Annotated in this window: 19 protein-coding genes; 7 read left to right on the top strand and 12 right to left on the bottom strand. The window is 47.1% G+C overall.

Annotation, left to right across the window (positions count from 1 at the left end; translation table 11 throughout):
- Positions 1-38: 38 nt before the first annotated feature.
- From H8K52_RS18580 to H8K52_RS18565, 4 genes are read right to left on the bottom strand one after another with little or no spacing between them, the layout of a single operon-like run.
- Entirely contained in the window at positions 39-524 is a 486-nt protein-coding gene (locus H8K52_RS18580) for an ExbD/TolR family protein (protein ID WP_186924412.1), read from the bottom strand.
- A gap of 10 nt (positions 525-534) precedes the next feature.
- A complete protein-coding gene (locus H8K52_RS18575; RefSeq protein WP_186924411.1) occupies positions 535-1,194 on the bottom strand; it encodes a MotA/TolQ/ExbB proton channel family protein in 660 nt (219 codons plus the stop codon).
- Between the two features lie 27 nt (positions 1,195-1,221).
- The gene (dapB, locus tag H8K52_RS18570) at positions 1,222-2,028 is read right to left on the bottom strand and encodes a 4-hydroxy-tetrahydrodipicolinate reductase (RefSeq protein WP_186924410.1); all 807 of its coding nucleotides are present in this window, start codon (positions 2,026-2,028) and stop codon (positions 1,222-1,224) included.
- A gap of 12 nt (positions 2,029-2,040) precedes the next feature.
- Positions 2,041-2,565, bottom strand: a complete 525-nt coding sequence (locus H8K52_RS18565; RefSeq protein WP_186924409.1) for an outer membrane protein assembly factor BamE — start codon at positions 2,563-2,565, stop codon at positions 2,041-2,043.
- A 124-nt stretch (positions 2,566-2,689) separates the two neighbouring features.
- Here H8K52_RS18565 and fur point away from each other — a divergent pair, with 124 nt between their 5' ends.
- Positions 2,690-3,118 carry a ferric iron uptake transcriptional regulator gene (gene fur / locus H8K52_RS18560; RefSeq protein WP_186924408.1) on the top strand — a complete coding sequence of 143 codons (429 nt, stop codon included), beginning with the start codon at positions 2,690-2,692 and terminating at the stop codon, positions 3,116-3,118.
- Positions 3,119-3,162: 44 nt separating this feature from the next.
- Here the strand turns inward: fur and H8K52_RS18555 are convergent, their stop codons facing one another.
- The 3 genes from H8K52_RS18555 to H8K52_RS18545 form a co-directional block, all read right to left on the bottom strand.
- Positions 3,163-3,594, bottom strand: a complete 432-nt coding sequence (locus H8K52_RS18555; RefSeq protein WP_186924407.1) for a response regulator — start codon at positions 3,592-3,594, stop codon at positions 3,163-3,165.
- A gap of 53 nt (positions 3,595-3,647) precedes the next feature.
- On the bottom strand, positions 3,648-4,679 hold the full coding sequence (gene hrcA / locus H8K52_RS18550) for a heat-inducible transcriptional repressor HrcA (RefSeq protein WP_186924406.1): 1,032 nt from the start codon (positions 4,677-4,679) through the stop codon (positions 3,648-3,650).
- Between the two features lie 81 nt (positions 4,680-4,760).
- Positions 4,761-5,450: an HAD family hydrolase gene (locus H8K52_RS18545; protein WP_186924405.1), complete on the bottom strand. Its 690-nt coding sequence runs from the start codon at positions 5,448-5,450 to the stop codon at positions 4,761-4,763.
- Positions 5,451-5,552: 102 nt separating this feature from the next.
- On the opposite strand from H8K52_RS18545, the gene H8K52_RS18540 reads away from it, so the two are divergent.
- From H8K52_RS18540 to H8K52_RS18520, 5 genes are all read left to right on the top strand, one after another.
- Positions 5,553-6,032, top strand: a complete 480-nt coding sequence (locus H8K52_RS18540) for a GNAT family N-acetyltransferase (RefSeq protein WP_186924404.1) — start codon at positions 5,553-5,555, stop codon at positions 6,030-6,032.
- Positions 6,033-6,266: 234 nt separating this feature from the next.
- A complete protein-coding gene (locus H8K52_RS18535) occupies positions 6,267-7,160 on the top strand; it encodes an NAD kinase (protein ID WP_186924403.1) in 894 nt (297 codons plus the stop codon).
- A gap of 283 nt (positions 7,161-7,443) precedes the next feature.
- Positions 7,444-9,090, top strand: coding sequence for a DNA repair protein RecN (gene recN / locus H8K52_RS18530; RefSeq protein ID WP_186924402.1), 1,647 nt, complete (start codon positions 7,444-7,446; stop codon positions 9,088-9,090).
- A 77-nt stretch (positions 9,091-9,167) separates the two neighbouring features.
- Positions 9,168-10,274 (top strand): ferrochelatase, encoded by a 1,107-nt coding sequence (gene hemH, locus H8K52_RS18525; RefSeq protein ID WP_186924401.1) that lies wholly within the window; start codon positions 9,168-9,170, stop codon positions 10,272-10,274.
- Positions 10,274-11,098, top strand: a complete 825-nt coding sequence (locus H8K52_RS18520) for a symmetrical bis(5'-nucleosyl)-tetraphosphatase (protein ID WP_186924400.1) — start codon at positions 10,274-10,276, stop codon at positions 11,096-11,098. The genes hemH and H8K52_RS18520 overlap by 1 nt, the downstream gene beginning before the upstream one ends.
- A 52-nt stretch (positions 11,099-11,150) precedes the next feature.
- Here the strand turns inward: H8K52_RS18520 and H8K52_RS18515 are convergent, their stop codons facing one another.
- The 5 genes from H8K52_RS18515 to H8K52_RS18495 form a co-directional block, all read right to left on the bottom strand.
- Positions 11,151-11,894: a lysophospholipid acyltransferase family protein gene (locus H8K52_RS18515; RefSeq protein WP_186924399.1), complete on the bottom strand. Its 744-nt coding sequence runs from the start codon at positions 11,892-11,894 to the stop codon at positions 11,151-11,153.
- 111 nt (positions 11,895-12,005) lie between these two features.
- Positions 12,006-13,289: a dihydroorotase gene (locus H8K52_RS18510; RefSeq protein ID WP_186924398.1), complete on the bottom strand. Its 1,284-nt coding sequence runs from the start codon at positions 13,287-13,289 to the stop codon at positions 12,006-12,008.
- Between the two features lie 47 nt (positions 13,290-13,336).
- Positions 13,337-14,308 (bottom strand): aspartate carbamoyltransferase catalytic subunit, encoded by a 972-nt coding sequence (locus H8K52_RS18505; protein WP_186924397.1) that lies wholly within the window; start codon positions 14,306-14,308, stop codon positions 13,337-13,339.
- A gap of 34 nt (positions 14,309-14,342) precedes the next feature.
- Entirely contained in the window at positions 14,343-14,750 is a 408-nt protein-coding gene (ruvX, locus tag H8K52_RS18500) for a Holliday junction resolvase RuvX (RefSeq protein ID WP_246464680.1), read from the bottom strand.
- On the bottom strand, positions 14,750-15,460 hold the full coding sequence (locus H8K52_RS18495; RefSeq protein ID WP_186924396.1) for a YqgE/AlgH family protein: 711 nt from the start codon (positions 15,458-15,460) through the stop codon (positions 14,750-14,752). The genes ruvX and H8K52_RS18495 overlap by 1 nt, the downstream gene beginning before the upstream one ends.
- A 111-nt stretch (positions 15,461-15,571) precedes the next feature.
- Here H8K52_RS18495 and H8K52_RS18490 point away from each other — a divergent pair, with 111 nt between their 5' ends.
- Complete coding sequence (locus H8K52_RS18490) at positions 15,572-17,059, top strand: cryptochrome/photolyase family protein (RefSeq protein WP_186924395.1); 1,488 nt, start codon at positions 15,572-15,574, stop codon at positions 17,057-17,059.
- The last annotated feature ends 150 nt before the right edge of the window (positions 17,060-17,209 follow it).

Below are 17,209 nucleotides of genomic sequence, written 5' to 3'. Positions count from 1 at the left end.
CATATGAGGGAATACACGGAGAAAAAGCCAGCTGCAGCTTACTTTTTCAAGCTATCGGTAGGTAAATGCGAGGATGATTTGGCAGACATCGTGGCCGCTTTTGCTTCAGTCGCAAAACCTATCTTATTCAAACCATGGACTTGGGCAGCAGACATCACTTGTGCTATTGACTCAAAGCGAGTTGATTTATCAGCACGCAATAAAATTTCTGGTTGCGGCTTTTGTTTCGCACTTAGAACAAAACGCTGCTCAATTTGCTCTATCGTCACCAGCTCCGTATCCCAAAAGAGCTTGCCAGCAGAATCAAAAGATAAAGTAATCGTTTTCAGCTCTTGCGGTAAAGCTTGCGACTCGGCTTGTGGTAATTCCAGGCGTATAGCGTGATTGAGTAAAGGTGCGGCAATAATGAAAATCACTAGCAGCACTAGCATCACATCGACCATCGGTGTGACGTTAATATCGGCCATTGCCACCATCGGCTTACCTGACCGTCCACCGACATTTTTGAATTGACCAAATCCCATGGGGTGACTCTTAGTTGGCTTTACTTAAATGCGCATGCAAATCAAAAGCAAAACCATCCAATTCTGCAAACGTGATGCGATTAATACGATTGAAAGCGTTATATGCAAGTACCGCAGGAATCGCGACGATCAAACCTAATCCGGTCATCACCAATGCCTCACCAACTGGCCCTGCGACCAAATCAATTTGTATCGCCGTCGAACCTGAAACCGCAGTCAGCGCATGATAAATGCCCCACACAGTTCCCAACAAGCCAACGAACGGTGCGGTCGCACCTACCGATGCAAGCAATGTTAAGCCAGACTCTAAACGTACGGTGACTCGATTCAATTCATCGCGCAACACCCGCGTCATCACATCTGCCGCGTCAGTCTTTACCATGATGGTTTTTGCGCGGTTATGTGGATTGGCCGCCATCAAACCTTGCTTCGCCAATGGCGTATAGATATTTTCCACATCCAAGGCATCGAGTAAAGTCACAGCATCTTCTATTGTTGGCGCATTCCAAAACGCATGCAAAGCATTGGTACTGCGTCGAATACGCCAGAAAGACCAAGCCTTAGTAAAAATCGTGAACCAGCTCACCAGCGACATCAAGATCAAAAAGACCGCAACCACACGACCTAAATCGTCTAATTGCATCCAGTATTGGCTAAGCGTAATTGGCATAAGAAAGTAGTGATCTCGAATTTGAAATTATTGCAAACCTAACACGTCATACATATCAAACAAGCCTGTTTTCTTGTCTGCGAGAAAACGTGCTGCGCGCAAACTACCATGTGCATAGGTGACACGACTTGATGATTTATGGGTAATTTCAACCCGCTCGCCGATTCCAGCAAACAAGACGGTATGGTCACCGACAATATCGCCACCGCGTATGGTCGCAAAGCCGATCGACGATGGATCACGCTCACCAGTCACGCCTTCGCGCGAAAATACACCAACTTCTTTCAAATCACGACCTAAGGTATCCGCAATCACCTCACCCATTTTGAGTGCAGTACCGGATGGCGCATCGACTTTATGGCGATGATGGGCTTCAATGATTTCGATATCGTAACCGTGCGAAAAACTCTTGGCAGCCATTTCTAACAATTTCAGCGTCACATTGACACCAACGCTCATATTCGGTGCAAATACAATTGCCGTTTTCTTTGCCGCTTCAGCGATTGCCGCTTTGCCAGCATCATCAAAGCCCGTGGTACCGATAATCATCTTAATGCCGTGCTCGGCACAAAATTTCAAATGCTCTAAAGTTCCTTCAGGGCGCGTAAAGTCGATCAAATAATCGGCATTCGCTAGTGCTTTTGCAAAATCCGCTTCGATATTGACGCCAGTGACTTTACCCAAAGAAGATCCAGCGTCCATGCCCAAAAATGCATTCTTCGAACTACCCAAAGCGCCAGTCAAAATAGTATCTTCAGCACTATCAATGGCTTCAATCAACATCTTACCCATGCGACCGGAAGCACCAGCCACAGCGATTTTCAGACTAGACATAATTTACTCAACTTATTTTTTCTTAGGTGTTTCTAGAGGACTGGACTCACTGCGTGAGGCAATTGCAGAATTGGTAATGTGAGCCAAATATTCTTTTTCCGTCGGCAGATCACCACCCTCAAAACGTTCCACTGTATTATTTTTGAAGAAAATTGCCACGCGGCTAGCGATTACCTCGCCATTTGGCTTCAACATGCGGAAGGGATAATCCCAACGGTCTTCATGAAACATGTCGGTCAATAATGCGGTACCCAATAAAAAGCGAACTTGCTCACGAGTCATGCCCTCTTTGAGCTGCGCAACCATTTCTTGCGACACAAAATTACCCTGTTGAACCGAGATACGATAAGGGGAAATTAGTCCAAATAATTTATCAAAACCAGTAGGTTTGACGATTTGCGTGCCCTTAGCGGCATTGGCATCGGCAGTATCGACTGCGGCTTTCTGTGTAGCACAACCAGATAACAAGACAAGCAAGGAGGTCAAACCTGACAAAGCAAATTGACTTGATTTTTTCTTAAACAACGTGAATGGCATAAACTACCTCAAATTTTCAAGCAAGAATGTCGAACCGTGAAACTTCGGATAAGATAACAGAAATTTCTTAGCCAGCTCCAAAACCCGATATCATAAAGCACTTAGCCTTCTTTTGACTGAAAACATGACAAATAACACGCCTGATCTGAAAGCTAGCGGACTGAAAGCGACTCTGCCACGTCTGAAAATTCTAGAAATTTTCCAAAATAGCGCTGTTCGCCACCTTACTGCGGAAGACGTCTACAAGATACTGTTGACGGAAAATATGGATGTCGGCTTAGCGACTGTGTATCGGGTACTGACTCAGTTCGAACAGGCTGGGCTGTTGCATCGCAATCATTTTGAGTCTGGCAAAGCGATTTTTGAATTGAATGAAGGTTCACATCATGATCATTTGGTGTGCTTAGACTGCGGTCGCGTTGAAGAGTTTTTTGACGATCAGATAGAAAAACGTCAGCACGCGGTGGCTGAAGAAAGAGGCTTTGAAATTGCCGAACATTCTTTGGCGATTTATGGCAACTGCACCAAAATCAATTGCGTCAACAGGAAATAAACTAAGGGCGAGTCTGACTCGCCTTTATCAAGAATTGCGACGATTTATGGCGCAGGACCGGCACCAGACTCAGTAATCTTCGCGGTACGGGCAGCGCGAACTTTAACTGCCACCCCTTGTATGGTATCGAGGACTTTTTTTGCATTAAATGGCTTAATGATATAGCCACTAATACCACTCTTCACTGCCTCGGCGACTGTATCCTGATCTTTATTGGCGGTTACCATCAACACGAAGACATCACGCATTACCATGCGTATGCTTTTCAAAGCCTCAATCCCACTAACCTTGGGCATTACCACATCCATCAAAATCACATCCGGCTTGAGACGAGTTGCCATATCGACCGCACTATCGCCATCTAAGGTCTCCCCGACGACGTCATAACCATCATGGCGCAGAATTACCCTCAAGGTTTCACGAGTCATATCGTTATCGTCGACGATCAACACAGTAATATCTTTGTTATCTGCCATTTTATTCAATATTCAAAAGAGTTTTATATAAATTGATTAAACGGTCGCCAAATCTAATGATTCAAAGCATTCGATAAAAGCTTCGCGGTAATATCGACAATCGGAATCACCCGTTCATAAGCCATACGCGTAGGACCAATAACACCTAAGGTTCCGACAATTTTACCATTCACCTCATAGGGCGCGGTGACCACACTCATCTCTTCCATAGGTACTAGTTGCGATTCTCCACCAATGAAGATGCGCACGCCTGACGCGTTGCTTGAGACATCTAATAGTTGCATTAAACCACTTTTTTGCTCAAACAAATCAAATAACCTGCGCAAGGAGCTCATATTTGATGACAAATCGCTGACGTTCAATAAATTTCGCTCCCCCGAAATCACCATATCTTCCGTGTTTTCCGCCATTGCTTCACTGCCAGCCTGCAACGCTGCGTGCATCAATCGGTTCATATCCCCTTGTAACTCGCGCAATTCGCGAGTGATATTTATCCTAGCCTGATCAAAACTCTGACCAGCAAAGTGCTGATTCAAATAGTTAGCTGCCTGTACTAACTGCGTCGGTGAGTAGTCAACATCCGTTAACAACAGTCGATTATGCACTTCGTCATTGGGCGCGACCACCACCAACAAAATTCGTTTTTCAGACAATCGCAAGAATTCAACTTGTTTAAAAATAGATTCCTGCCTAGCTGTCATGACGACACCAGCAAATTGCGACAGGGAAGACAACACCTGGGCGGCATTCGCAATAATTTTTTGTGGTGAACCAGTAATAATTGACGACTGCAATCGAACCCCTAAAGCTGTCTCCAGGACAGATTCATCGAGTTCTTGCACGGTCAGCAATTGATCGACAAATACCCGGTATCCTCGTGGCGTCGGAATACGTCCAGAAGAAGTATGAGGACTCGTTACGAAACCCATTTCCTCCAAATCCGACATGACATTACGAATGGTAGCTGGAGACAACTCCAACCCCGAAATTTTTGAGAGCTCACGGGATCCAACCGGTTGTCCATCGGCGATATACCGTTCAACCAGGGCTTTGAGTAAAGTTTGTGCGCGATTATCGAGTTGCATAGGTTTATTTTAGGCTAGCTGGAGCGGAAACGCACAGTTTTTGCAAGACAGATCAAAGACTTTTCACGCCGATTTGAGATCTCACAATACTTTCTGCAACAGTTCTTGCAAGTCTTTCACAATTAAGTCAGGTGTTATATTCGGATGCCCAGCCTCTTCAAGCGACATATGTCGTCTATTCAGCCACACGCCGGTTAGACCAGCCTGCTGGGCGCCCTGCACGTCTAAACGCAAGTCATCCCCAATATACATGAGTTCCGCCGGTTCCAAATTCAAGCGTTGTGCCATCGCGTGAAAAATCTTGGGATCTGGCTTAGCACAACCAAAAGTATGTGCCGCAATTGACTCGGAAAAATGGTGATGCAATCCGACTGCTGCAACGTCAGCAAATCCATTTGAAATTGATCCCAAAACAAAATGTTGTTTAAGTGCATTAATGGATGGCATCACGTCCTCATACAGACTGACTTGATTACGCGCATCAGCGAACACAAGCATTGCTTGGTCAGCGAGGGCATGGTGCGCCCCGTGTTCTGCAAAAACTTGCTTGAGCAAGGTGTGTCTCAGCGCCCATAAGTCAAAACTAAAACGGGTATCCGTCAACATCAAGGCCTGACGCCGAATACGCAAATCCTCGATGCTGTATTTGGCAACAACATCGGGCAGTTCCTCCCCAATCCAAGCATGCAAAGTGGACTCTGCGTGTTGAATCAGTGGCGCAATCGGCCAAAGAGTATCGTCGAGATCAAAAATAAGTGCTTTTATTGGCATATAGCTCGTTCAAAAAAATTCCAGTTTCATTTGACACGATTATACGAGCTTATAATCATCGACCAACATCAGTTTTATGCTCTACACGACAGGAGAGTTCCAATGCCAACACAAATCTTACAAGCCACCATGGCTGAGCTTGAAACGATTATCCCTTTATTTGATGCTTACCGTGTGTTTTATCAACAGGCGAGTGATCTTACCGTAGCCAGAACATTCCTATCCGAACGATTGAGACATCAAGACTCTGTCATTTTTTTAGCCGTCGATAGAAATTCCAACGGCATTGGATTCGTCCAACTTTATCCCAGCTTCTCATCCGTATCGGCCAAACGTCTATGGATATTAAATGATCTGTTTGTGGCAGAATCTGCACGACGCCAAGGTATCGCAAAACATTTAATGGACCGTGCGCGTGAATTCGCTGTGGAGACCAATGCCAAAGGTCTTTTTTTAGAGACCGCACACGACAACTTCAATGGGCAAAGCCTATACGAATCCTTGGGCTACCAAAGAAATTCGGAATTCTATTATTTCTTGGATCTGCAAAATCCAGCGCCAGTTGATGCACACCGGATTTGAGGATTACCGCACCCTCACCTATCTGGTGCATTTTATGAAAACAACAAACGCTAAGTTGGCGATCAACGCAAGTCTTTTGACCGCCAGCAAAACTATTGATTTGCACACGAGCAGAAGTTTCTAAGCTAGTACATTCGATTCTGCAACATCACAAAGACTTTCTCGGCGACCACGGCTCACATTTGCAAAGAATAGTGTAATCTAAAGCCTTCTCGAAAACCCTCAACATCATCCATGATCACATCCGCGAAAACCATTGCTATTATTGGGAAATACAACGCCCTAGGCATGGGAGATTCGCTCAATGAACTGGCGAATTTTCTCAGCGAATCCGGTTATGCGGTCATCTTCGATAATGAGTCAGCACAAAATCTAGGACTACATTCTCATCCACACATGTCAATCGCGGACATCGGACGTAGCGCGGATGTCGCGATCGTTCTCGGTGGTGATGGCACCATGTTAGGAATTGCACGTCAACTAGCGCCCCATGATGTGCCATTAATCGGAATCAACCAAGGTCGGCTTGGATTTATCACCGATATACCGCGCGACCAGATGATCCCGGCAATTGCAAAAATCCTCGAAGGCAAACACATAGCAGAACAACGCTGCATGCTACAAGCGATCGTGGTGCGGGACGGCGAACAGATTTTTAGCGGAGTTGCGTTCAACGATATCGTGTTATCACGCGGCGGTGGTTCTGGCATGATTGAATTGCGGGTCGAAGTGGATCAACATTTTATGTACAACCAGCGCTCCGACGGTTTGATTGTTTCTACGCCGACTGGCTCTACAGCCTATGCCTTATCTGCTGGTGGCCCCCTGCTACATCCTAGCTTAGGCGGTATCGCCATGGTACCGATTGCGCCACATGCACTGTCCAACCGCCCTATCGTTTTACCCGAAACCAGTGTTATCAGCGTGGAACTGGTCGCGGGACGCGATGCCAGTGTGAATTTCGATATGCAGTCGTTTGCTAACTTAATTCACAACGACAAGATCATCATTAGTCGCTCCACGCATCACATTACTTTCTTGCATCCGGAAGACTGGAACTACTATCACACCTTGCGCGAAAAACTGCATTGGAATGAGTATCCCTCGGTCGAAGGCGCGTTGAATTAATTGCGGCGCTCATCTTCAGCGCGAACCGAAAAAGAACTGTAATTAAATACAGTATTTAGTCGCACTTGGCCGAACGCCCTGAGGTAAAATAAAGCCTCTCTTGTTCATAATGCTGTTCAGTTAAGCCTTATTCCACGTATCGTCATTCCCGCGAAGGCGGGAATCCAGCGACGTCAAAGTCAAAAGATACTGGATCCCTATCATCGAAGGGATGACGCCTCGATATTTTGAGCTTAACTGAACAGCATTACTCTCTTGTCCATGACTTTTACAGATAAAATTTATGCTGCGCACGCTTGCTATTCGTGATTTTGTTATCGTTGATGCGATAGAACTAGAATTTTCCGCTGGCTTCACCGTATTTACTGGCGAAACAGGCGCGGGCAAATCCATACTCATCGATGCCCTCGCCTTAACTTTAGGCGGGCGAGGCGACGCCAGCATGGTGAGAGAAGGCGCACAAAAAGCTGACATCAGCGCTGAATTTTCCTGCAATGCCGCTACCACGGATTGGCTCAAACAGCATGACTTTGCTAACGATGATGAGCAATTACTGATACGCCGCGTGATCGACAATGCAGGTCGCTCCAAAGCCTATATCAACGGCATCAGTGCCACCGCAACCCAGCTACGTGAATTGGGTGAATTTCTGGTCGACATCCATGGTCAGCATGCCCATCAATCCTTATTAAAAAGCGATGCGCAGCGTGCCTTACTCGACATGCAGGGCGGCTTGCAGGCGAATACCGCCGAGGTTGGTCGTCTGTATAAACACTGGCGCAATCTCGCGAAACAAAGAGCAGAATTCGAACAGAATGCCAAAAACATTTTACAAGAACGCCAAAGATTAGAATGGCAGGTCGGCGAACTCGACAAATTACAGCTCAAAAAAGGCGAATGGGATGAAATCACTCAAGAGCATAGTCGCTTAGCGCATGCCGCTAGTTTGCTTGAAGGCGCACAAGAAGCCGCGGATTTGATTTCAGAATCCGAACACCCCGTTCTCTCTCAGGTTTCTTCCATTTTACAAAAATTGGGCAAGCTTGAAGAATATGACCTCAAGTTAAAGCCCATTCTCGAATCGTTAGAATCAGCGCGCATCAATTTACAAGAATGTTCCTACGCGCTGAATGACTATTTAGGACGGGTCGAACTCGATCCTGCGCGCTTGCGAGAAGTCGAACATCGAGTCGAAACCTTGCATAGCACAGCGCGGCGCTTTCATGTAGAACCAGAAGGATTAATTGCTGAGTTGGACAATTTGAAACAACAATTACAGCAACTCGCTGGCGCCTCCGATATGGATGCACTGAAAAAACAAGAAGAACTCGCCAAACAAGCCTATCTCGACCAAGCCCATCATCTCAGTCGCCAACGGCAAGTGGTCGCTCGTGACTTAGAAGCCGCCGTCACCAATGCGATGCAAGATTTGAGTATGGCTGGCGGACGCTTCGCGATCGATTTAGCAAGCCGCGAAGCCAGCGTTACGGGCCTAGAACAAATTGAATTCATGGTTGCCGGTCACGCCGGAGTACAAGCCAGACCATTGGCAAAAGTTGCCTCTGGTGGCGAATTAGCCCGCATTTCCTTAGCCATCTCCGTCATCACCTCCTGCGCCACCGCGACGCCGACATTAATTTTCGATGAAGTTGATAGTGGGATTGGTGGTGCCGTAGCAGAGGTTGTGGGTCGCTTACTAAAACGCTTGGGTCAAGATCGTCAGGTCTTATGTGTGACGCACTTACCGCAAGTGGCCAGCCAAGGCAATCAACATTTTGAAGTCAGTAAAACGCAAAACAAGGGCAAGACCTATTCGCAAATTACCGCGCTCGATCACAAACAACGCGTGGAAGAAATTGCTCGGATGCTCGGTGGCTTAGAAATTACCGCGACCACACGTAAACACGCGCGTGAGTTACTCGCGCTCTGACATATTGCACTACAATCGCGCCAAATACACAAAACTACAGTGTTTGTTGAGCATTTAACCAATTAAGAAAGGCGACCATGGCATTTTTAAAAGAACCAGATTACTCGCACGGTAGAGCCGAAAAAACAGCGGTCGTGTTAATCAATCTTGGAACACCCGACGCGCCCACGACCAGTGCTGTTAGACGTTATTTGAAACAGTTTTTGTGGGATCAACGTGTGGTCGAAATCCCGCGAGCAGTATGGTGGATGATACTGAATTTGATCATTCTGCCATTCCGTTCAAAAAAATCTGCTGAAAAATACGCAGCAATTTGGAGCAATGATGGCTCGCCTTTATTAGTCCACACACGCAAACAAGCAGTCTTACTCAAAGGCTATCTCGGTGAGCGTGGGCACGAAGTCAATGTGGTACACGCGATGTGCTACGGTTCGCCATCGATCCCCGAAGTCTTGAGTCAACTCAAAGCCGAAGGCCACGAACGCATCTTGATTTTACCTGCTTATCCTCAGTATTCAGCAACTACCACGGCCGCGAATTTTGACGCTGTCACTCAGCATTACCAACAAACGCGCAACGTGCCGGAACTACGTTTCATCAAGCATTACCATGACCACCCTGCTTACATCCATGCGTTGAAAGTCTCCGTTCTGAAATCATGGGAAATCAATGGCAAACCCGAAAAACTCGTGATGAGTTTTCATGGACTGCCAAAAGCTTTCTTGATGCGCGGCGATCCTTATCACTGCGAGTGCTACAAAACGGCACGCCTGCTTGCGGAGCAATTAGGTCTCGGCAAAGAGGAATATATCGTTACCTTTCAATCACGTTTGGGTCGCGCTGAATGGTTACAACCCTACACTGAGCCAACCGTACAAGCCCTCGCGAAACAAGGCGTTAAACGCATTGATGTGGTTTGTCCAGGATTCTTGGCCGATTGTCTAGAAACACTAGAAGAAATCGCGATGGAAGTACGCCAAGCATTTTTGGGCGCGGGCGGTCAGACCTTTAACTACATCCCCTGCTTAAATGAATCCCCAGACGGCTTACGTGCTTTAGCGGAAATCAGTGAACAACATCTGATCGGCTGGCCAACCATGAAAACTGCCAGTATGCGCGAACAAGAAAAGCAACAAGCACTGATTAGCCGTGCCGAAGCAAAGCGTTTTGGAGCCGACCACTAATGTCGCAATCAATATTTGTAATTGGCGATGTGCAAGGCTGCTACGATCAGCTTGTCGCGCTGATTGCGAAGATAGATGCGATTGACCCGCAGGCGCGCTTACTGTTTGCTGGCGACTTAGTGAATCGTGGCCCTAAATCATTAGAGACTCTACGTCTAGTCAAAAATTTAGGAACACGTGCGGATACGGTTTTGGGCAATCATGATTTGCATTTGCTAGCTGTCGCCTGCGGCGCCCGTTCATTACACCGGAGCGACACCTTAGACGCTATTTTAGAAGCTGAAGATAGAGAAGATTTATTGCAATGGCTACGTCGTCGTCCGATGGCAATCGAGCTCAATGACGGTCTGCTGGTACACGCGGGTGTTTTCGCCAATTGGGATAAAACCAAAACACGACAACTAGCGCAAGAAATTGAAATCGAACTGCGCGGCGACAATTGGCAAGACCTGCTAAGCACCATGTACGGCAATACGCCGACTCTCTGGAACGATCATTTACAAGGAACAGAACGCCAACGCTGCATTATCAACGCCCTCACCCGTATGCGTTTTTGTCATGCCGATGGAAGTATGGACTTTGACCTCAAAGAAGGTGCGGCAAAAGCACCTGAGCATCTAGCCCCATGGTTCGACCTAACCAATCGCCAAACCCAAGACTGCACGGTCATTTTCGGGCATTGGTCAACATTAGGTTTAGTCTTACGAGAGAATGTAATCAGTCTGGATACGGGCTGTGTCTGGGGCGGTCAATTAACGGCGGTACGATTATCTGATCGACTAGTTTTGCAAGTGCAAAGTCCGCAACATCAGACACCCTTCTAGCCTGTGCCTTGAATCGTGTTGACAGCAGCTAGCTTCATACTCAGGTCAAAAACTAAACACTATCCAAACTAACGCCAAGCGCTTTAGCAACGATTACACGCGCTGCTTGTGCAACCTCACGACGATGGGCGCCTTCGGTTGGGATATTCGGTAATTGAATTAACTCCGCAGTCATTTCACCAGAGGCCAAAATCAATTTCATACTTTCGGCAAAAGTCATCTCACCAATAAAATCGGCTGCAGGATGAAGTTGTCCTTGCGCATCAACGTATCGCACTGCAAAAGGTAGCACGGGGACTTTGGCTTCGATCGCTGCTTCAAATAAGTTCGGATGAAACGGTAGAACGCCACCTTGCGCGCCTGTTGTTCCTTCTGGAAAAAAAGCGATGCGTTTGTTTTGCTCTAATTGCTGGACTAAGCCTTCGTAAATACGACGCACTTCGCGCTGTTTGCCACGTGCCAAAAAAATGGTGCCAGCTTGTGCGCTCAACCATCCGGCGATAGGCCAACTACGAATATCTGCCTTGGCCACGAAATGACATGCTTGCCAAGAATTGATCACAAAAATATCTAGCCACGAAACGTGATTAGCAATGATCAAAGCATGATCGGCGATTTGGCCGCCGCTTTGATCGATGAACTTCACGCGAACGTTACACAGGCCGAGTAATTGCGATGACCAACGACGCACCAAAGCCTCGCGTTTACCCGCTGCGATGAAGGGAAAAATAAAGGCACAAGTCAAAACGCCTGCAAATACGTGCAACATGACACGGGCGAAACGCAGTTTAGGCATGCAACACCGAAAGAATAATGAAAGAAAAAGGTCGAAATGAAAAACGACAATTCCTCAAATTAGCGACTCATAGGCAACTTAGTGCTAACTCAAGGAATGGTCTGACGTCGACTACATAGAGCTATAGGCAATACGACCGTGGACAATAGTTGCCTTGACCACCGCAGGCAATTCATAACCGAGGAAAGGCGTGTGCTTACCTTGACTTACCAAGGCATCGGCCTTCACCATCCAACGAGCGCTTGGATCAAATATACATAAATCTGCAGCTTCACCAACCTTGACTTGTCCGCATACCAAGCCGACCAAGCCTGCTGGATCACGCGTAATTTTGGCTATGGCATGCGCCAGACCGATGGCGCCACGGCTATCATCTGACCATTTCACGACCAAAGATAGTAATAGCTCTAAACCTGTTGCACCAGGTGAAGCTTCGGCAAACGGCAAAGCTTTTTCATCATCATCGACGGGCGTATGATCAGAGCAAATCGCATCGACGGTGCCATCTACTAATGCTGCCGAAATCGCATCACGATCACGCTGACTGCGCAATGGTGGCGTTAAACGCGCGTTCGAGTCGAAGTAACCGATATCGGTATCTGTCAAGTGCACATGATGAACCCCAACATCACAAGTTAATGGCAAGCCCTCTTTTTTCGCCTGACGAATCAATTCGAGACCAGCAGCCGAGGAAATTCGGCACAAATGCACTCTTGCGCCGGTTGCGCGCATCAATTCAAATAGGGTATGCAAGGCGATGGTCTCGGCCATCACCGGTACGCCGGACAAACCAAGGCGGGACGCTAATGGTCCACTATGCGCAACGCCGCCCTTCCCCACAAAAGCATCTTGTGGGCGCAACCAAACGGTGTAGCCAAAAGTGGCAGCGTAGGACAAGGCGCGTTGTAAAACATTGGTGTCAACAATCGCTTCTTCAGCTTGTGAGAAACCCACACAGCCAGCGGCAGTCAAGGCTGCCATCTCGGTCAGATTTTGTCCTTTCAAACCGACGGTCAATGCGCCCAAAGGATAAACGTTTGCCTTGTGCTGCATCTTGGCTCTTTGCTTGAGCATTTCCACTAAACCGGCTTCATCCAAAACTGGATCGGTGTCCGGTGGGCACACCAAACTGGTCACACCACCACGCATGGCTGCCTGCAATTCAGATTCCAGAGTCGCTTTGTATTCAAAACCAGGTTCGCGCAAACGAGCGCTCAAGTCGACTAAGCCCGGCGTCACAATCAAGCCACTCGCGTCGATGGTTTGCGTTGCCGTAAAATCAGCTGGTGGCAAACCCAATGACGCAATTTTTCCTGCACTGATAAAGATATCTTTAACTTCATCCAAGCCACTCGCAGGATCAATCACTCGACCATTTTTAATGTGAAGATTCATTTACATTCTTTCCGAAAATTCTTGTTCTATGTGGACATGTGTGAGGACTAGGCTGATGCATTACTGCCTGAAACGATACTCATAACGGCCATCCGCACCGCGATTCCAAACGTCACCTGAGGCAAAATGACAGCCTGTGGGCCATCGGCAACTGCAGAGTCAATTTCCACACCGCGATTCATGGGACCTGGATGCATCACGATGGCATCCGATTTGGCTAAAGCTAAACGCTCAGGTGTCAAACCATATTGTTTGAAGTATTCCTGTGTCGACGGCAACAAGGCACCGTTCATACGTTCATTTTGCAAACGCAACATGATGACAACATCGACGCCTCGCAAACCTTCGTTCATGTCGGTAAAAACACGGACGCCCATTTGCTCTAATCCGCCTGGCAACAAAGTTCGTGGGCCGATCACACGCACTTCGGCTGCACCCAATGTCGTTAAAGCATGGATATCCGAACGCGCCACACGACTGTGCAAGACGTCACCGACAATCGCTACCGTCAGATTACTAAAGTCTTTTTTGTAATGACGGATGGTGTACATGTCCAACAAACCTTGGGTCGGATGCTCGTGTCTGCCGTCGCCAGCATTCACAACATGGACATGGTGCTGCTTGGTGTCGTTCAAATGTTGGGCGATTAAGAATGGCGCGCCCGAGGTGGCATGACGTACCACAAACATATCCGCATGCATGGCGGCCAAATTGTCTATCGTATCAAGTAAAGATTCGCCTTTACTTGCGCTGGATGCGGCGATATTTAAATTAATGACATCGGCCGACAAGCGTTTTGCGGCGATTTCAAAAGTGGTACGTGTGCGCGTCGAGTTTTCAAAAAATAAGTTAAACACGCTTTTGCCATGCATCAGCGGCACTTTCTTTAACTCGCGTTCACCGATACTGACAAAGGACGACGCCGTGTCGAGAATATGATTGATGATGGATTTCGGTAAGCCATCAATTCCCAATAAATGTTGTAGCTCGCCGTTTTTATTTAACTGTGGATTTTTCATCTCGACTCTTTACCTAGTTATAGGAGTTTTTACTTTACGTTTGATCAAAATACTGTTGCAAGATCACGGCTGCCGCCTGATCATCAATGCGTTCACCCTGCTTTGCCTGCAGTACTGCAGACGAATAGCGCTCGTCGACCAAGGCGATTTTGACGCCATAACGGCCATGTAATTGATTGGCAAATCGCTGACAACGCACTGTCATTTCGTGAGCAGCACCATCCGGGTGCATGGGCAATCCAACCACGCACAAAGCCGGTTGCCACTCTTTAATCAACTTGGCAACCGCTTCGAACTTCGCCTCATTACTGGCTGCACTGATGATCGCTAAGGGCTGTGCTTGACGGGTCACGGTATTGCCAACAGCGACGCCTATTCTTTTCAAACCAAAATCAAAAGCCAGTATGGTGCCGCTCACTGGCATCGTCTCAGGCACACTCATCAAGCATGTCCCGCGACTGAAGCCAGCATTAATGGATCAAAACCGAGTAATTTCATCGCCGCATCAAAGCGCTGTTCGATAGGGACTTCAAACATCACGTCTAAGTCTGCAGGAACCGTCAGCCAGCCATTGTCGAGTATTTCTTTTTCCAATTGCCCAGCATCCCAGCCTGCGTAACCTATGCTTAACAATAAGCGCTGTGGTGCTTCGCCAGTTGCCAACAACTCCAAAATATCGCGTGAGGTCGTAAAACTCACCTCGTCACTGACCTTGAGCGAGGAAGTAAATTTACCGGCTGGTGCATGCAAAACAAAGCCGCGATCACTTTGCACGGGACCGCCAAACATCACGGGCTTTTGCCCCAAGGGGTGGGAGTTAGGAATAATTTCCAATTGCAAATCAATACGATCAAACAGCTCGGCAATGGTCATATCAGTGGGACGATTGATCACCATGCCCATGGCGCCGCGCGAATTATGTTCACACATATAAACCACACTGCCGCCAAAAACAGGGTCTTGCATGCTTGGCATGGCAATTAAGAAATGATTACTCAAATTGAGTGTTTGCTTCTCTGCATCCTCACTGGCATTGGCATGTTGGAGCTTAATCGTTTGATCTAAGAGATCGGAAAAATCATGTCCGACGAGTTCAATTTCCTCGTCTTCAAAGTCTTCTATTAGGGAATTTAATGGTTTTTGCTTCTTCATACCGCTATTTTATCAGTTTTAGCTGAGTTATTTGATCTGTGCTATCGTCTCCAAGCTGACTTTATGCCCAAAATAAAAATTAACAAAAAATACAAATTAATTAGTTGACGAATGACAAATCACTCCAAAAGCCTAGTCTGGTTCCGCCGCGATTTACGCTCCTACGATCACGCTGCGCTCTATCGAGCCCTGAGTCAAAGCGAGCATTGCTACTGCGTTTTTATCTTTGACACCACGATTTTGCAGCATTTACCAAAACGCGATCGACGCGTGCAATTTATTCATCAAAGCATTGTTGAACTGCGCGCTGAACTCAAAAAACTCGGGTCAAATTTAATCGTACATTATGGCGACCCACAACATTTAATCCCCAAGCTGGCGGCAGAACTCGAAGTCAACGCTGTTTTCGTCAACCGCGATTATGAACCCACCGCCAAAACGCGGGATCACACAATTGAACTGGCATTGCAGAGTTTCAATTGCCAGTTCATAGCTTGCAAAGATCAAGTGATTTTTGAAGACAATGAGGTCTTAAGCTTGGCAGGCAAGCCTTTTTCTGTCTTTACACCCTATAAGAATGCATGGCTAAAAAAACTAGCTTCGGAAGCCGATGCGGAACCTGACTTTTATTTCAAAGCCTATCCGATCGAAAAATATGCGCATCGCTTTGCTCCGACTTTACCGACACAACTCGACGCCGAATTGCCAACATTAGCAGACATGGGATTTGAGCCTTTTGAAGACGCGGAAATCAAGCTACAAGGTGGCATGTTAGCGGCCAATGCCCTACTTGACGATTTCTTAAATCGTATCGATCAATATGGCACTACACGCGACTTTCCTTCGATCAAAGGTCCCTCCTACCTTTCCGTGCATTTGCGTTTCGGTACGGTGTCGATACGCTATTTGGTCAGGCTCGCCATTGAACACATGCGCGTTGCAAGCAACGTGGCTGGCGCTAGCGTGTGGCTATCTGAACTCATCTGGCGTGATTTTTACTTCATGATTTTGGATCATCATCCGCATGTCGTTAGCAAGGCGTTTAAACCCGAATATGATGCGATCACATGGGAAAACGGTGATCATGCGCAAGCCTTGTTTCAAGCATGGTGTGATGGCAAAACTGGCTATCCGCTGGTCGATGCAGCGATGTTGCAATTGAACCAAACTGGCTACATGCACAATCGCTTGCGTATGGTGGTGGCAAGTTTCTTGGTCAAAGATCTCGGTATAGATTGGCGCTGGGGCGAAGCCTATTTTGCCTCGCACTTAAATGACTTTGATCTTTCTGCGAATAACGGTGGTTGGCAATGGGCAGCATCAACTGGCTGCGATGCTCAGCCTTACTTCCGCATTTTTAATCCGATTACACAATCTGAGAAATTCGACAGTGAAGGTAAATTTATCAAACGCTACTTACCACAGCTCGCCGCCCTGAATCACAAACAAATCCACGCACCTTGGACTTTGCGTCCTTTAGAGCTGCAAGCTGCCAATCTCAAGATCGGCATCGACTATCCCAACCCTATCGTCGAACATGATGTGGCACGTAAAAAGACTTTAGAACGATACAGCGTCGTCAAAAAAGTGCAGGCATAAAAAAAGCCGGAGATTTCTCTCCGGCTCAGATCGCTGACAAACCCCGTCTTTTATTAAAAGCGGGGTTTTTTATTGGGTAATGATTGCGTCTCTAGTAGGCACTTTAAAAATAAAAGAACTTCGCCACGTATTTTTCAAACGAAGACTCAA

Source organism: Affinundibacterium seohonense, from assembly GCF_014284305.1.
GTDB classification, from domain to species: Bacteria; Pseudomonadota; Gammaproteobacteria; order Burkholderiales; family Burkholderiaceae_D; genus Undibacterium; species Undibacterium seohonense.
This window is presented reverse-complemented; position numbering and strand designations above follow the sequence as displayed.

Bases quoted from the DNA above. Each gene is read 5' to 3' on its own strand.
- H8K52_RS18510 (WP_186924398.1), bottom strand. From the start codon at position 13,289: ATGAATCTTCACATTAAAAATGGTCGAGTGATTGATCCTGCGAGTGGC.
- H8K52_RS18540 (WP_186924404.1), top strand. From the start codon at position 5,553: ATGCCAACACAAATCTTACAAGCCACCATGGCTGAGCTTGAAACGATT.
- recN (WP_186924402.1), top strand. From the start codon at position 7,444: ATGCTGCGCACGCTTGCTATTCGTGATTTTGTTATCGTTGATGCGATA.
- H8K52_RS18515 (WP_186924399.1), bottom strand. From the start codon at position 11,894: ATGCCTAAACTGCGTTTCGCCCGTGTCATGTTGCACGTATTTGCAGGC.
- H8K52_RS18575 (WP_186924411.1), bottom strand. From the start codon at position 1,194: ATGCCAATTACGCTTAGCCAATACTGGATGCAATTAGACGATTTAGGT.
- H8K52_RS18520 (WP_186924400.1), top strand. From the start codon at position 10,274: ATGTCGCAATCAATATTTGTAATTGGCGATGTGCAAGGCTGCTACGAT.
- H8K52_RS18565 (WP_186924409.1), bottom strand. From the start codon at position 2,565: ATGCCATTCACGTTGTTTAAGAAAAAATCAAGTCAATTTGCTTTGTCA.
- dapB (WP_186924410.1), bottom strand. From the start codon at position 2,028: ATGTCTAGTCTGAAAATCGCTGTGGCTGGTGCTTCCGGTCGCATGGGT.
- hrcA (WP_186924406.1), bottom strand. From the start codon at position 4,679: ATGCAACTCGATAATCGCGCACAAACTTTACTCAAAGCCCTGGTTGAA.
- H8K52_RS18580 (WP_186924412.1), bottom strand. From the start codon at position 524: ATGGGATTTGGTCAATTCAAAAATGTCGGTGGACGGTCAGGTAAGCCG.
- ruvX (WP_246464680.1), bottom strand. From the start codon at position 14,750: ATGAGTGTGCCTGAGACGATGCCAGTGAGCGGCACCATACTGGCTTTT.
- H8K52_RS18555 (WP_186924407.1), bottom strand. From the start codon at position 3,594: ATGGCAGATAACAAAGATATTACTGTGTTGATCGTCGACGATAACGAT.
- fur (WP_186924408.1), top strand. From the start codon at position 2,690: ATGACAAATAACACGCCTGATCTGAAAGCTAGCGGACTGAAAGCGACT.
- hemH (WP_186924401.1), top strand. From the start codon at position 9,168: ATGGCATTTTTAAAAGAACCAGATTACTCGCACGGTAGAGCCGAAAAA.
- H8K52_RS18535 (WP_186924403.1), top strand. From the start codon at position 6,267: ATGATCACATCCGCGAAAACCATTGCTATTATTGGGAAATACAACGCC.
- H8K52_RS18505 (WP_186924397.1), bottom strand. From the start codon at position 14,308: ATGAAAAATCCACAGTTAAATAAAAACGGCGAGCTACAACATTTATTG.
- H8K52_RS18545 (WP_186924405.1), bottom strand. From the start codon at position 5,450: ATGCCAATAAAAGCACTTATTTTTGATCTCGACGATACTCTTTGGCCG.
- H8K52_RS18490 (WP_186924395.1), top strand. From the start codon at position 15,572: ATGACAAATCACTCCAAAAGCCTAGTCTGGTTCCGCCGCGATTTACGC.
- H8K52_RS18495 (WP_186924396.1), bottom strand. From the start codon at position 15,460: ATGAAGAAGCAAAAACCATTAAATTCCCTAATAGAAGACTTTGAAGAC.